This is a genomic window from Luteimonas sp. A537 (assembly GCF_054052065.1).
The window spans coordinates 595768-608989 of record NZ_JBSVRH010000001.1 but is presented as its reverse complement, the minus strand read 5'-3'; the positions used below and the strand labels follow the sequence as shown (position 1 = coordinate 608989).

The 13222-nt window shown below is 71.0% G+C and carries 13 protein-coding genes and 1 pseudogene; 8 read left to right on the top strand and 6 right to left on the bottom strand.

The genetic code is table 11. From position 1 onward, the window contains the following. Positions 1 to 32: 32 nt before the first annotated feature. Positions 33 to 971 carry a phosphoribosylaminoimidazolesuccinocarboxamide synthase gene (locus tag ACW7GZ_RS02845; RefSeq protein ID WP_457001089.1) on the bottom strand — a complete coding sequence of 313 codons (939 nt, stop codon included), beginning with the start codon at positions 969 to 971 and terminating at the stop codon, positions 33 to 35. 78 nt (positions 972 to 1049) lie between these two features. On the opposite strand from ACW7GZ_RS02845, the gene ACW7GZ_RS02840 reads away from it, so the two are divergent. From ACW7GZ_RS02840 to ACW7GZ_RS02820, 5 genes are all read left to right on the top strand, one after another. After that, the gene (locus ACW7GZ_RS02840) at positions 1050 to 1382 is read left to right on the top strand and encodes a J domain-containing protein (RefSeq protein WP_457001091.1); all 333 of its coding nucleotides are present in this window, start codon (positions 1050 to 1052) and stop codon (positions 1380 to 1382) included. A gap of 104 nt (positions 1383 to 1486) precedes the next feature. Further along, complete coding sequence (gene rpe, locus ACW7GZ_RS02835) at positions 1487 to 2173, top strand: ribulose-phosphate 3-epimerase (RefSeq protein ID WP_457007697.1); 687 nt, start codon at positions 1487 to 1489, stop codon at positions 2171 to 2173. Positions 2174 to 2213: 40 nt separating this feature from the next. After that, a complete protein-coding gene (yegS, locus tag ACW7GZ_RS02830; protein WP_457007695.1) occupies positions 2214 to 3176 on the top strand; it encodes a lipid kinase YegS in 963 nt (320 codons plus the stop codon). Continuing rightward, on the top strand, positions 3173 to 4648 hold the full coding sequence (trpE, locus tag ACW7GZ_RS02825) for an anthranilate synthase component I (RefSeq protein ID WP_457007693.1): 1476 nt from the start codon (positions 3173 to 3175) through the stop codon (positions 4646 to 4648). Before yegS ends, trpE begins: the two co-directional genes overlap by 4 nt. Positions 4649 to 4686: 38 nt before the next feature. Continuing rightward, positions 4687 to 5436 carry a hypothetical protein gene (locus ACW7GZ_RS02820; protein ID WP_457007691.1) on the top strand — a complete coding sequence of 250 codons (750 nt, stop codon included), beginning with the start codon at positions 4687 to 4689 and terminating at the stop codon, positions 5434 to 5436. Positions 5437 to 5463: 27 nt separating this feature from the next. On the opposite strand, the gene ACW7GZ_RS02815 is transcribed toward ACW7GZ_RS02820, so the two are convergent. After that, positions 5464 to 6309 (bottom strand): cytochrome c oxidase assembly protein, encoded by an 846-nt coding sequence (locus ACW7GZ_RS02815; RefSeq protein ID WP_457007690.1) that lies wholly within the window; start codon positions 6307 to 6309, stop codon positions 5464 to 5466. 141 nt (positions 6310 to 6450) lie between these two features. On the opposite strand from ACW7GZ_RS02815, the gene ACW7GZ_RS02810 reads away from it, so the two are divergent. Beyond that, positions 6451 to 6912 carry a CopD family protein gene (locus tag ACW7GZ_RS02810; RefSeq protein WP_457001103.1) on the top strand — a complete coding sequence of 154 codons (462 nt, stop codon included), beginning with the start codon at positions 6451 to 6453 and terminating at the stop codon, positions 6910 to 6912. A gap of 25 nt (positions 6913 to 6937) precedes the next feature. On the opposite strand, the gene ACW7GZ_RS02805 is transcribed toward ACW7GZ_RS02810, so the two are convergent. From ACW7GZ_RS02805 to coxB, 4 genes are read right to left on the bottom strand one after another with little or no spacing between them, the layout of a single operon-like run. Next, entirely contained in the window at positions 6938 to 7465 is a 528-nt protein-coding gene (locus tag ACW7GZ_RS02805) for a DUF2231 domain-containing protein (protein WP_457007688.1), read from the bottom strand. A 1-nt stretch (position 7466) separates the two neighbouring features. Beyond that, positions 7467 to 7841, bottom strand: a complete 375-nt coding sequence (locus ACW7GZ_RS02800) for a hypothetical protein (protein ID WP_457007686.1) — start codon at positions 7839 to 7841, stop codon at positions 7467 to 7469. Beyond that, a complete protein-coding gene (ctaD, locus tag ACW7GZ_RS02795; RefSeq protein WP_457007684.1) occupies positions 7838 to 10354 on the bottom strand; it encodes a cytochrome c oxidase subunit I in 2517 nt (838 codons plus the stop codon). Before ctaD ends, ACW7GZ_RS02800 begins: the two co-directional genes overlap by 4 nt. Beyond that, complete coding sequence (gene coxB, locus ACW7GZ_RS02790; protein WP_457007682.1) at positions 10351 to 11190, bottom strand: cytochrome c oxidase subunit II; 840 nt, start codon at positions 11188 to 11190, stop codon at positions 10351 to 10353. Before coxB ends, ctaD begins: the two co-directional genes overlap by 4 nt. A gap of 280 nt (positions 11191 to 11470) precedes the next feature. On the opposite strand from coxB, the gene ACW7GZ_RS02785 reads away from it, so the two are divergent. Both ACW7GZ_RS02785 and trpD read left to right on the top strand, forming a co-directional pair. After that, positions 11471 to 12049 (top strand): anthranilate synthase component II, encoded by a 579-nt coding sequence (locus tag ACW7GZ_RS02785; protein WP_457007680.1) that lies wholly within the window; start codon positions 11471 to 11473, stop codon positions 12047 to 12049. 72 nt (positions 12050 to 12121) lie between these two features. Then, positions 12122 to 13147, top strand: a pseudogene (gene trpD / locus ACW7GZ_RS02780) (anthranilate phosphoribosyltransferase); the annotation flags it as partial. Positions 13148 to 13222 lie beyond the last annotated feature (75 nt).

Here is a 13222-nt window from a genome sequence, read left to right as displayed (position 1 = left end):
TGCTCCTACAGGACGGGGGCGGGGTGGTGGGCTCAGCCGGCCTTCGCGCCCGCGTCGATGTCGATGCCGGCCAGCCGCTGCAGCGCTTCGGCGTACTTCGCGCGCGTGCGCTCGATCACTTCCGCCGGCAGGTGCGGTCCGGGCGCGGTCTTGTCCCAGTCCTGCGTCTCTAGCCAGTCGCGTACGAACTGCTTGTCGTAGCTCGGCGGGCTGGTGCCGACTTCGTAGGCGTCGGCTGGCCAGTAGCGCGAAGAGTCGGGCGTGAGCATCTCGTCCATCACGTACAGGCGGCCGTCGGCATCGGTGCCGAACTCGAACTTGGTGTCGGCCAGGATGATGCCGCGCTCGGCCGCGTACTCGGCGGCGAAGGCGTAGAGGCGCAGGGTCGCGTCGCGCACCTGCTCGGCCAGCTCGGCGCCGATCGTGCGCACCATGGTGTCGAAGTCGATGTTCTCGTCATGGTCGCCGGCGGCGGCCTTGGTCGAGGGAGTGAAGATCGGCTGCGGCAGCTTTTCCGCCTGGCGCAGGCCGTCGGGCAGGGCGATTCCGCTCACGCGCCCGGTGCGCTGGTAGTCCTTCCAGCCGCTGCCGATGAGATAGCCGCGGGCGATGGCTTCCACCGGGACCGGCTTCAGGCGCCGGGTGACCACCGACCGCAGGCGGTAGGCCTCCGCATCCACGCCTTCGGGCAGCACGGTGGCCACGTCGATGCCGGTGAGGTGGTTGCGCACCAGGTGCTCGGTCAGCTCGAACCAGAAGTTCGACACCTGGCTGAGCATCTCGCCCTTGCCGGGGATGGGGTCGGGCAGGACCACGTCGAAGGCGCTGAGGCGGTCGGTGGCGACCATCAGCAGCAGCGGTCCGAACGCGTCCGGGCCGCGGCCGGCCGGGAGCGCGTACACGTCGCGGACCTTGCCGCGGTGGAGCAGTTCGAGCCCGGGCAGGTGGGCTTCGAGCAGGGTCGTGGCCATGGGTCGTATCGCAGCCGTCGGGCGAGCATTGTAGCGATGCGCGGTGTTTGCGCGACCCGTGACGCTAGAATCAGGCGCATGAAGCGATGGTATGGAAAACTCCTCGGATTCGTCGCCGGTTGGCTGCTGATGCGGCACCCGGCCGGCGGCCTCATCGGCCTGCTGATCGGGCACGCGTTCGACAGCGACTGGTTCCGGCGCGCCGACCACGGTGCCTGGAGCGTCCTCGGCCTGGGTCCGGAGGCCAGCGAAGCCGAGGTCGACCTCGCCTATCGCCGGCTGATGGCCCAGTACCATCCCGACCGCATGACCGGCGCCGCGCCCGAACTGCTTGAACAGGCGCAGCGGCGCGCGGCCGAGATCAACCAGGCCTACGACCGGATCCGGAACAAGCGCCGCAGCGGCCGGTAGAATCGGCGGTCCTGGTGCGTCCGTGCGCGCCCCGGCGCGGGCCCGCGGAACGGGCGCAGCCGAGGCGCGGGGCCACCGGCCGCCCACCTGCCTGCGAGCCCGCCATGCTGCCGACCGTCATCGCCCCGTCCATCCTTTCCGCCGACTTTGCGCGCTTGGGCGAGGAGGTCGACAACGTCCTTGCCTCCGGCGCCGACTGGGTGCATTTCGACGTGATGGACAACCATTACGTGCCCAACCTGACCATCGGCCCGCTGGTCTGCAGCGCGCTGCGTAAACACGGCGTCACCGCGCCGATCGACGTGCACCTGATGGTGTCGCCGGTGGATCGCATCGTCGGTGACTTCGCCGAAGCGGGCGCGACGCTGATCAGCTTCCATCCGGAAGCCAGCAGCCACGTGCACCGCACGATCCAGCTGATCCGCGCCGCCGGTTGCAAGCCGGGCCTGGTGCTGAACCCCGCCACGCCGGTCGATGTGCTGGACTACGTGCTCGACGAGCTCGACCTGGTGCTGCTGATGTCGGTGAACCCGGGCTTTGGTGGCCAGGCCTTCATCCCTTCCGCGCTCGACAAGCTGCGCAAGGTGCGCGAGCGCATCGACGCCAGCGGGCGCGAGGTGCGCCTGGAGATCGACGGCGGGGTGAAGCCCGACAACATCGGCGCGATCGCGGCCGCGGGGGCGGACACTTTCGTCGCCGGGTCGGCGATCTTCGGCAAGCCGGACTATGCCGGCGTGATTTCGCGGATGCGCCGTGAGGTCGCGCAGGCCAGCGGTGCGGCCGCCCCGTGAGCAGCCGCCCAGGCCGCGATCGCAGCGTCGGGCTGCAGGCATGAGCGCGCCTCGCTGGCTGCTGGTCATCAACGGCAAGGCCGCGGGCGACGACGCGCTGCGCGAAGCGGTGGACGCGATCCGCAAGCGTGGCGTGCACATCGACGTGCGCGTGACCTGGGAGCCCGGGGACGGCGCGCGTTGCGTGGACACCGCGGTCGCGAACGGCGTTGACGCGATCGTTGCCGCCGGCGGCGACGGCACGCTGAGCGAAGTCGCGACCGCGCTGGCGGAGCGGGATTCGGGGGACGGCGCGCTGCCTGCGCTGGGGCTGGTGCCGATGGGCACGGCCAACGACTTCGCCGCGGCCGCGGGTCTCCCCGACGTGCCGCTGGCCGCGCTCGAGCTGCTGCTGGCGGAGCCCGCGCTCGACATCGACCTGCTGCGGCTGGAGAGCAGCGACGGTACGCACTGGGCGGTCAACATGGCCAGCGCCGGCTTCGGCACCCAGGTCACGCTCGACACGGATGAAGGCCTGAAGAAGCTGCTGGGCGGCCTGGCCTACCTGGTGACGGGGCTGGCGCGCCTCGGGCGCATCGACCCGATCGCCGCACGCCTGCGCGGACCCGGCTTCGAGTGGGAAGGCGGATTCATCGCCCTGGGCATCGGCAACGGCCGCCAGGCCGGTGGCGGCCAGGCGCTGTGTCCCGATGCCCTGGTCGACGACGGGTTGCTCGACGTCACCGTCGTCCCCGACCTCGAGGGCGAGGTCGCGGCCACGCTCGGCACGGTGCTGGCGGAGGGGCGCGGCGCCGCGCTCGAGCGCGTGGCCGTACGCGCGCGCCTGCCGTGGCTGGAGATCGAAGCCGCGCAGCCGATGGTGTTCAACCTCGACGGCGAGCCGGTGGAAGGCCGCCGCGTCCGCGTCGAAGCGGTCGCCCGCCGGCTGCGCATGCACCTGCCGTCCGGCTGCGCGCTGCTCGCGCCGGGCGACGCCGACCCGTCCCCCACGGAGCCACGATGACCCCCGACCAGTTCCAGCAGCATGCCGACGCCGGCCACACCCGCATCCCGGTGCTGCGCGAGGTGCTGTCCGACCTCGACACGCCGCTGTCGGTCTACCTGAAGCTGGCCGACGGCCCGCACAGCTGCCTGTTCGAATCGGTCGAGGGCGGTGAGCGCTTCGGCCGGTACTCGATCATCGGCCTGCCGGCCACGCGCGTGCATGAATTCCGCGGGCTGCGCTACGCGCTGCGCGAGCACGGCGAGATCGTGGACGAGCGCGAGATCGCCGATCCCTTCGCCGAGGTCGAGCGCCTGCGCGCGGAGCACTCGGTGCCCGAGATCGAAGGCCTGCCCGGTTTCAGCGGCGGGCTGGTGGGCTGGTTCGGCTTCGAGACCATCGGCTACATCGAGCCGCGCCTGGCCGCCGACGCCGGCCTGCGCGACGACCTCGGCACGCCCGACATCCTGCTGATGCAGTGCGACGAGCTGGCCGTGTTCGACAACCTCAAGGGTCGGCTGTACCTGGTGGTGCACGCAGATCCGCGCCAGCCGCAGGCGCTGGCGCGCGCGCAACGCAGGCTGGATGCGCTGGTGCACCGCCTGCGCCAGGCGGGCACCGGCTATCCGGAAACCCTGCATCCGGCGGCGATGGACGAGGGCGACTTCGTCTCCGGCTTCACCCGCGACGGATTCATCGACGCGGTGGCGAAGGTGAAGGAGTACATCGCCGGCGGTGATGTGTTCCAGGTGGTGCTGTCGCAGCGGCTGTCGGTGCCATTCCAGGCGCGGCCGGTCGATGTCTACCGCGCGCTGCGGGCGCTCAATCCGTCGCCCTACATGTATTTCCTCGACGTCGGCGGCACCCAGGTGGTCGGCAGTTCGCCCGAGATCCTGGTGCGCATGCAGGGCGGCGAAATCACCGTGCGCCCGATCGCCGGCACCCGTCCGCGCGGCGCCACGCCGGCCGAGGACGCCGCGTTGGAAGCCGAGCTGCTGGCCGACCCCAAGGAGCGCGCCGAGCACCTGATGCTGATCGACCTCGGACGCAACGATGTCGGCCACGTCTCGGAGCCGGGCACGGTCGAGGTCGGCGAGCAGTTCGTGGTCGAGCGCTACAGCCACGTCATGCACATCGTCAGCGAGGTCACCGGCAAGGTGCGCGGCGGCCTGTCGTATGCCGATGTGCTGCGTGCGACATTTCCCGCGGGCACGGTCAGCGGAGCGCCCAAGATCCGCGCGCTGGAGATCATCCGCGAGCTCGAGCCGATCAAGCGCAACGTCTATGCCGGCAGCATCGGCTACATCGCCTGGAACGGCGACGCCGACATGGCGATCGCGATCCGCACCGCAGTGATCCAGGACGGCCACCTGCACGTCCAGGCCGGCGCCGGCATCGTCTACGACTCCGACCCGGTGAAGGAGTGGGAAGAGACGATGAGCAAGGGCCGCGCGCTGTTCCGCGCCGTGGCGCAGGCGGCCGGCGGGCTCTGAATCCGCCGTGCGCCACAGCCTGGGTCCGGCGCGTCGCCATGACGTCGTGGCGGTGCGTGGCGACGATGGTGCTGGCTTTCGCCGCCGAAGCGACGGCTGCAAGCGCGACGGAATACGGTCCGGCCGCGACCGAGCCGGCAACGGTGCGCGTCTCTGGAGAGCGCCTGCATTTCGTCGGCGGCATCGACCTCGACGCTGTCGCGCGCGTCCGCGGCCTTCTTGAAGCCTCGCCCCAGGTCCGCGAGGTCGTGGTGAACTCCGTCGGCGGCGACGTCGAAGCCGGCATGCACTTCGGGAACATGATCAACGCGCGTGGCCTGGACGTGCGGGTGTCCGGCGACGTCTGCCTTTCGTCCTGCGCGAATTACGTCTTCCCGGCAGGGCGACGCAAGACCATCGAGTCCGGCACCCTGGTGCTGTGGCACGGCTCGCTCATCCAGGACGGGCTGTTCGGGAGTTTCGACCTGTCGCGGGCCGAGGCGCAACTCGGGCGGCCACTTTCGGCGTTCGAACGCTGGCAAGTACGTCGGTTCACACGTGCCTGGCTGCGCGAGGCGCAGGAAATGCAGGCCCGGTTCTATGAGCGGCTGGGCGTGGATCCGCGCATCACCGTCATCGGCCAGCAGCAGGGTTGCCGTTGCGACTGGACGCTGTCGATCACGGACATGGCCGCCATGGGCGTGGTGGATGTCTCCGCGCCCGACGACTACGCGTCGCCGGGCTATGGCCACTGGCCCCATCCGTGGCAGCGGATCGATGCGACGGTGGATCCGCCGGACGCGAGGTGACCGCAGGGGCCGCACGGCTCGCGCTGCTCAACGCAGTCGTCGCGACAGCCGGGCGAAGCCGTGCCACAGCAGCCACATCGCGCCGAACAGGTAGGGGATGCAGCTCGGCACCCACATCAGCACGCCGGCCAGCTGCTGGTCGGCCATGACGTCCAGGCCCAGCTGCGGCGCGCGTTCGGCATAGATCGGATACAGCGGCCGGGTGGCGAAGGTCAGCAGCGCGCCGAGGAAGCCCATCTGCATCATCACCGCCACCATCGCCACCACGCCCGCGCCGGAGCCCACGTGCGGGTCGCGGATGCGCCGCCACATTGCCGCCCACAGCCAGAGGCCCGAGGCGAGGAAGGTGCCGTGCATCGCCCAATGCACCGGATCGCTTTCCAGTGCCGCGGTGGTGGCGACCGGCAGGTGCCAGCCCCAGAGCACCGCGCCGTGGACCACCGACGCCGCGGTCAGTGAGCCGGCGGCGGCCGTCGACGCCGCGCCCAGGCGCCGGTGCAGCCAGGCCGAGGCGCGCACCGGCAGCGCGTGCGCCGCGACCGCCAGCGGCTTGCCGGCCAGCAGCAGCGGCGGCACGAAGGCGAGCAGCAGCATGTGCTGGGCGATGTGCGCCGCCAGCGACCATTCGCCATAGGCGTCCAGCGGCCAGGTGGTCGAGAGCAGGAGCACGACGACGCCGGCCGCCGCCACGGCGGCCCCGCCAACGCCGACGCCGGTGCCCACGCCCGCGCGCCGCCACAGCCGCGACAGGCCGAAGGCATACAGCAGGATCCACGCCGCCAGCGGCAGCAGCAGCCAGGGCGTCGGCGTCCACGCGGTGGCAAGCGTGGGCGGGTGGTCGTGGCCCTGGTGCGCGAACGCGGGTCCGGCCATCGCGGCCAGACTGCACACGCAGGCGAGGGCGCGTGGCCCGACGCGCTCCCGCGACACGAGCCTCGCGGCTGCGACGGACGGCGCACACGGTCGCTTCGCGCCTCCGCGGCCACACTGCGCCGGACCCCCTGGGGAGTTGCCATGTATTTCTGGCTGAAGATGCTGCACGTGTCCGCGATGGTCCTGTGGTTCGCGGGCCTGTTCTTCCTGCCGCGGCTGATGGTCGCGCACCATCGCGGCGAGCGCGATGCGGCCGGCGGCTATTTCACCGTGGTCGCCAACCGCATCTTCTTCCGGGTGGCCTCGCCGGCGGCGCTGGTGGTGGTGGCCACCGGCATGACCCTGATCGCCTACGGGCCCACCGGCGCGTGGCTGGTGATGAAGCTGGTGCTGGTGGCCGCCGTGGTGATGCTGCACCTCTACGCGGGCCTGATGCTGTACCAGCTGGGCCAGGGGCGTGGCCGCCACGGTGCCACCTTCTACCGGATCCTCGGCTGGGCGCCGCTGCTGGCCCTGCTGGCGATCGCAGCGCTCACCGGCGCCAAGCCGCTCACCGTCGGCGACCTGCCGCCTCCACCGGGCGTCGCCACCGGCCCGCGCTGAAGCCGCGGACGGGAGCGCGCCGGCCTCAGGCCCGCGGCGGCGCATCGGGCCCCTCGTCATCCCCGCCGGCACCGCCGGCCACGCCGATGCCGTGGTGGAAGCTCAGTCCACCGCCCAGCCATCCGGCCACGCCCACCAGCGCCGCCATCAGCGACGACAGCAGCAGGCCCCAGGGCCAGACCGCCGCCACCGGGTCGGGCCAGCGCAACCAGGCGTTGCCGGCCGCGACCGCGAGCAGCATCACCGCGGCCATCGCGTGGCTCCAGGCCGAGACGTGCCGGCGCACCACCGGGATCAGCAGCAGGTCAACCAGGCCGACCGCGCCGGCCACCAGGCCCATGGCCAGGCCCGCGCCGTTGAGCACAGCGCCGAGCTGGGCCCAGAACGGCAGGCCGCTCCACAGGAACAGCAGGTCGGCGGGCGCAACCACGATCAGGAAAGCGATCGGGAACACCACCAGCATCGGATGCACCGGGTGCTTCAGGATCGCCACCTTGCTTTCGACGGTGCGGCTGAGCTGCGGCGGTTCGGGTGGGCGCAGGGGGGCGGGCATGTCAGGCGCAGCCCGGCAGCAGCAGCACGGGAATGGTGGTGAAGCACACCGCCACCGCGGCCATGATCGACAGCGCGCCCGTCACCGCCGCGGCGAAGCGACGGCGTGCGGCGATCTCCGGCGCGGAAGAGTCCGCGCGCGCCGCGTGCCAGTCGCGCCACGCGCGCAGGCCGAGCCAGGCGAGCATCGCGAGCGCGACCACCGTCAGCGCGCCCAACCACCAGGCCAGCGCCTCGAAGCCTGCGAAACGGATCTGGTCGAGGCCCTCCGCGCAGGCCACGCCCTGCAGCGAATACACCACGACCAGGTGCAATGCCCACACCGCCATGGGGAGGCCTATGCCGGTCAGTCGATAGGGCGAAATTGCATCGTTCATACCAACCTCGGGAACAGGTGCAGTACGCCCCAGGCCAGCACGCCCTGGGCCACGGTGTAGCGCCACAGGGCGGCGGTGACGCGGGCTTCAAGCGGCCGCGCCGCGGTGACCAGTCCGTACCGCAGCCGCGCCGCCACGAACAGTGCGAACAGCATCGCCAGCACCACGTGCACGGCGTGGAAACCGGCGAGCGTCCACGCGACCGAGGCATAGGCGTGCACGCCGGGCGCGCCTGTCGGTGCCATCGCCCACGCGTGCGCGGCCATGAACGCGGCGCCAAGTGTGGCGGTAAGGATCCATCCAGCGGCCGCCTGCCTCGCTGCGCCGCGGCGCAACGCCCGCGCCGCGAACCAGGTCGCGCCCGCGCAGCCAAGCAGCAGGGCGAGTGATGCCAGTGCCGCCGGCCAATCCGCGATGCCGATGCCTGGCGGCGGCCAGGCCTCCGTGCCCAGCCACAGGTAGAAATAGCTGAACACCAGCGAGGCGAACAGCGACCCGTCCACCAGCAGCGACATCACCAGCGCCCACCAGCCCGGTGCGTTGCGCGCGGCGCCCTGCGTGGGCAGCACCAGGCCGGGCTCGGCCTCGACCGCGTCCGGGCCACCGGGATCACCCGTGGTCCACGCCCAGCGCCACAGCAGCGCGAGCAGCGGCGGCAGCATGACCAGCGCCGCCCAGTACAGCTTGGCGATGAAGCATGCCAGCAGCGCAGCCAGCACCAGTGCCGCCAGCAGCGGCATCCAGGTTGGGCCGGAAACGCGGATCACCTGCTCCGGCCGCGCGTCGAGGAGGCTGGTGCCGATCAGCTCGCGCACGCCATGGCGCGCATCGCCCAACAGTCCGTCCGGCCGCGCGCTGGCTTCAGCGAGCAGGGGGTCGGCCCACAGCGGGTCGCGTCCCTGCACGCGCGGCACCGAGGCGAAGTTGAAGTTCGGCACCGGATGCTCCAGCGCCCACTCCAGCGTGCCTGCGCGCCAGGGATTGCGCCGGCTGCGCGGCCCGTGGCGGAAGCTCATCGCCACGTCCAGCAGCACCGCCACCATGCCCACGGCCAGCACGAAGCCCGCCGCGGTGGACACCAGGTTGAGCCAGTGGAAGCCGAGCTCCGGCAGGTAGGTGTAAGCGCGGCGCGGCATGCCCAGCAGGCCGGTGAAGTACATCGGCAGGAAGGTCATGTTGAAGCCGATGAAGACCAGCCAGAACGCGGTGCGGCTGAGGCTCTCCGACGGCTCGCGTCCGCTGGCCAGCGGCAGCCAGTAGTACAGGCCCGCGAACAGCGGGAACATCAGCCCGCCGATCAGCACGTGGTGCAGGTGGGCGACCACGAAATGGCTGTCGTGCGCCTGCCAGTCGAAGGGCACCATCGCCACCATCACGCCGGTCAGGCCGCCCGGCACGAAGACGAAGAAGAAGCCGAACAGGTACAGCGTCGGCACCCGCAGCCACGGCCTGCCGGCCCATAGCGTCGCGATCCACGCGAACACCTGGATGCCCATCGGGATCGCCACCGCCATGCTCGCGGCGCTGAAAAAGGCCAGCGCCAGCAGCGGGATACCGACGGCGAACATGTGGTGCACCCACAGTCCGAAGCTGAGGAAGCCCGTGGCCACCAAGGCCAGCACGATCCATGTGTAGCCGACCATGGGCCTGCGCGCGAAGGTCGAGACCACCATCGACACCACGCCCGCCGCAGGCAGGAAGATGATGTAGACCTCCGGGTGTCCAAACAGCCAGAACAGGTGCTGCCACAGCAGCGGATCGCCACCGAGCGCGGGGTCGAAGAACACGAAGCCGAACGCGCGCTGGATCTCGAGCAGGATGCTGGCGAGGATCAGCGGCGGGAAGCCGAACACGATCATGAACGACGTCACCAGCATCGCCCACGCGAACAGCGGCATGCGGCGCAGGTCCATGCCGGGCGCGCGGCTGATGAGGATGGCGACGATCATTTCCACCGCAGCCGCCACCGCCGCGATCTCGGAAAAGGTCACGCCGATCAGCCAGAAGTCGGCGTTGAGCCCGGGCGACCAGGTGGCGTCGGTCAGCGGCACGTACATGAACCAGCCCGAGTCCGGCACCGCATCGAACAGGAAGCTGGAGTACAGGAACAGGCCGCCGAACAGGTAGCACCAGTAGCCGAAGGCCGAGAGCCGCGGGAAAGGCAGGTCGCGCGCGCCCAGCATCTTCGGCACCAGGTACAGCGCGAAGCCCTCCATCACCGGCACCGCGAACAGGAACATCATCGTGGTGCCGTGCATGGTCACGAATTCGGCGTAGCGCTGCGGATCCAGCACTTCGTTGCCGAACCAGGCCAGCTGCAGCCGGATGAACATCGACAGCAGGCCGCCGACCAGGAAGAACACCAGCCCGGTGACGATGAAGCGCATGCCTATCGTGGAGTGGTTGACCGCGGTCAGGCGGCCGCGCCAGCCCGGCGGGGTGCCCCAGGTGGCGTGGAGGGCCTGCAGGCGTTCGTCGTGCTGCGTGACTGCCGGGGTGGGCGAAGGGCTCATTGCGATGACCCCGCGGCGTCATCGTCGCCTGCGTCAGGCGCCGCCAGCTGCCGCGCTGCCGGATCCGGCCGCTCCGGCCCGGCATCGCCGGCGCCGGGCACGGCGTTGACGCGGACGGCGTCGCCCGGTTCCAGCGCGTCCAGCGTCGCGACGGCCGTCGCGTCGGCGGCCGCCACCGCGTCAGGGACCCCGGCTCCAGCCTGGCGCGCGAGCCAGGCAGCGTGACCGGCGTCGTCGCGGACCACCACTTCGAAAGCCATCATCGTGTGCCCGGTCCCGCAGTACTCCGCGCACTGGCCACGGATGCGGCCCTCGCCATCGGCGCGCAGGCGCAGGCGGTTGACGCGCCCGGGAACGGCGTCGATCTTGCCGCCCAGGCGCGGGATCCAGAACGAGTGGATGACGTCGGCGCTGGTGATGCGGAACTCGACCAGGCGCCCGCGCGGCATCGACAGCACGTCCATCGATTCGGCCACCACATGGCCGTCATCGTCGTAGTAGCGGAAGTGCCAGCGCCAGCGCCCGGCGACCACGTCGACGCGCGCATCGACCTCCTGGCCGAGCCCGGTGATGCGCGCGCTCGACAGCGAGCCGTAGACCAGCAGCCCGGCCAACAACACCGGCGGCAGCACCAGTCCGCCGCCGACGATCAGCCGCTGCGGCTTCGCCAGCGCGCGCGTATTGCGGCCGCGGTACAGCGCCCAGATCACCAGCGCCATCACCAGCAGCCATACCGCCATCGCGCCCCAGAACATCGCCCACCAAATGCCGGCGATGGCTTCCGCGGCCGGGCCGGCCGGGTCCAGTGTGGACTGCGGGCCTGCGCAGCCCGTCATCACCAACAGCACGGGTACCGCCAGGGTGCGCGGCAGCGGCGGGACGCGGGAAGCGATGCTCGCGATGTTGGTCCCCTTTGCGGTCGACGGCGCCGCGGTGCGGCCCGCAGCGCGCTCCGAGCAGGCTAGCGGCGTCCGCGGACAGCGAATGTGAACGCGCGTCGAAGGGCCTGTTCGGGGCAAAATGGGCTGCCCGCAAGCGCCGTGGCCGCGGGATGCCGATGCACGGCCGGCCGCAAGCAGCGGGCTACCTCCGACAAATCAACTGGATGCGGCGCACATGCTGCTGATGATCGACAACTACGACAGCTTCACCTTCAACCTCGTGCAGTACCTGCAGGTGCTGGGCGCCGAGGTGGAGGTGGTGCGCAACGATGCGCTGACCGTCGACGACATCGCGCGCCGCGCGCCGAGCCATATCGTGATTTCGCCGGGCCCATGCACGCCGAACGAGGCGGGGGTGTCGCTGGAGGTGATCGAGCGCCTGGGTGCAACCACGCCGATCCTCGGCGTCTGCCTCGGCCACCAGGCCATCGGCCAGGCCTACGGCGGCCGCGTGGTGCGCGCCGGCCGGATCATGCACGGCAAGACCTCGGCCATCCGCCACAGCGGCAACGGTGTGTTCGCCGGGTTGCCGGACGGGTACGAGGCCACGCGCTACCATTCACTGGTGGTGGAGCAGGCGGGCCTGCCGGACTGCCTCGAAGTCACGGCCTGGACCGAAAACGACGACGGCAGCCGCGAGGAGATCATGGGCCTGCGCCATCGCGAGCACCCCGTCCAGGGCGTGCAGTTCCACCCGGAGTCGATCCTCAGCCAGCACGGACACGCGCTGCTGAAGAACTTCCTCGACGCCTGAGGCCGCCGCCGGCCACCGCGCCGCGCGCCGCTCCCGGCATCCCCCCATCGCCGACAGAAGCCAGTTCCCGACATGCCCATCACCCCCCAGGAAGCCCTGCAGCGCACCATCGAACACCGCGAGATCTTCGAGGACGAAATGTTCGACCTCATGCGCCAGATGATGCGTGGCGAAGTCTCGCCGCTGATGACCGCGGCGATCATCATCGGACTGCGGGTGAAGAAGGAGACGGTGGGCGAGATCACCGGCGCGGCCCGCGCGATGCGCGAGCTGGCGCGCAGGGTGGAAGTGGCCGATCGCACGCACCTGGTCGACATCGTCGGCACCGGCGGCGACGGCGCCAACACCTTCAACATTTCCACGGCCTCGAGCTTCGTGATCGCGGCCGCCGGCGGGCGTGTGGCAAAGCACGGCGGACGCAGCGTGTCGTCCACGTCCGGCAGCGCCGATGCGTACGAAGCGCTGGGCGCAACGATCGAGCTGCCGCCCGGGGCCGTGGCCGAATCGATCGCGCGCACCGGCATCGGCTTCATGTACGCGCCGGCCTACCACCCGGCGATGAAGGTGGTCGCGCCGGTGCGCCGTGAGATGGGCGTGCGCACGCTGTTCAACATCCTCGGGCCGCTGACCAACCCGGCCGATGCGCCGGCGATCCTGATGGGCGTGTTCCATCCCGACCTGGTCGGCATACAGGTGCGCGTGCTTCAGGAGCTGGGCGCCGAACGCGCGCTGGTGGTCTGGGGCCGCGACGGCATGGACGAGATCTCGCTGGGCGCCGGCACCCTGGTCGGCGAGCTGCGCGACGGCAAGGTGCGCGAGTACGAAGTCCATCCGGAGGACTTCGGCATCCCGATGGCGGCCAGCCGCAACCTGAAGGTCGATGGCGCGGAAGAGTCCAAGGCCATGGTGCTGGAGGCGATCAGCGACGCCGACGGCCTGCCGGGGCGGATCGTGTCGCTCAACGCCGGCGCGGCGCTGTACGTCGCGGGCGTGGCGGATTCGATCGCCGCCGGCGTGGAGCTGGCGCGCGCGACCATCGCTTCGGGCGCGGCGAAGGCGAAGCTCGACCAATTCGTCGCCGCCACGCGCGAGCTGGCGGCCGATACGATCGCGGCCATGGCCGCTCCCGCAGCGGCTTCCACAGCCGCTCCCACGGGGGCTCCGGGCGCTTCT

What these genes read in the sequence shown, in the direction of transcription:
- ACW7GZ_RS02845 (WP_457001089.1), bottom strand. Translation starts at nt 971, where the DNA reads ATGGCCACGACCCTGCTCGAAGCCCACCTGCCCGGGCTCGAACTGCTC.
- ACW7GZ_RS02840 (WP_457001091.1), top strand. Translation starts at nt 1,050, where the DNA reads ATGAAGCGATGGTATGGAAAACTCCTCGGATTCGTCGCCGGTTGGCTG.
- rpe (WP_457007697.1), top strand. Translation starts at nt 1,487, where the DNA reads ATGCTGCCGACCGTCATCGCCCCGTCCATCCTTTCCGCCGACTTTGCG.
- yegS (WP_457007695.1), top strand. Translation starts at nt 2,214, where the DNA reads ATGAGCGCGCCTCGCTGGCTGCTGGTCATCAACGGCAAGGCCGCGGGC.
- trpE (WP_457007693.1), top strand. Translation starts at nt 3,173, where the DNA reads ATGACCCCCGACCAGTTCCAGCAGCATGCCGACGCCGGCCACACCCGC.
- ACW7GZ_RS02820 (WP_457007691.1), top strand. Translation starts at nt 4,687, where the DNA reads ATGACGTCGTGGCGGTGCGTGGCGACGATGGTGCTGGCTTTCGCCGCC.
- ACW7GZ_RS02815 (WP_457007690.1), bottom strand. Translation starts at nt 6,309, where the DNA reads ATGGCCGGACCCGCGTTCGCGCACCAGGGCCACGACCACCCGCCCACG.
- ACW7GZ_RS02810 (WP_457001103.1), top strand. Translation starts at nt 6,451, where the DNA reads ATGTATTTCTGGCTGAAGATGCTGCACGTGTCCGCGATGGTCCTGTGG.
- ACW7GZ_RS02805 (WP_457007688.1), bottom strand. Translation starts at nt 7,465, where the DNA reads ATGCCCGCCCCCCTGCGCCCACCCGAACCGCCGCAGCTCAGCCGCACC.
- ACW7GZ_RS02800 (WP_457007686.1), bottom strand. Translation starts at nt 7,841, where the DNA reads ATGAACGATGCAATTTCGCCCTATCGACTGACCGGCATAGGCCTCCCC.
- ctaD (WP_457007684.1), bottom strand. Translation starts at nt 10,354, where the DNA reads ATGAGCCCTTCGCCCACCCCGGCAGTCACGCAGCACGACGAACGCCTG.
- coxB (WP_457007682.1), bottom strand. Translation starts at nt 11,190, where the DNA reads ATGACGGGCTGCGCAGGCCCGCAGTCCACACTGGACCCGGCCGGCCCG.
- ACW7GZ_RS02785 (WP_457007680.1), top strand. Translation starts at nt 11,471, where the DNA reads ATGCTGCTGATGATCGACAACTACGACAGCTTCACCTTCAACCTCGTG.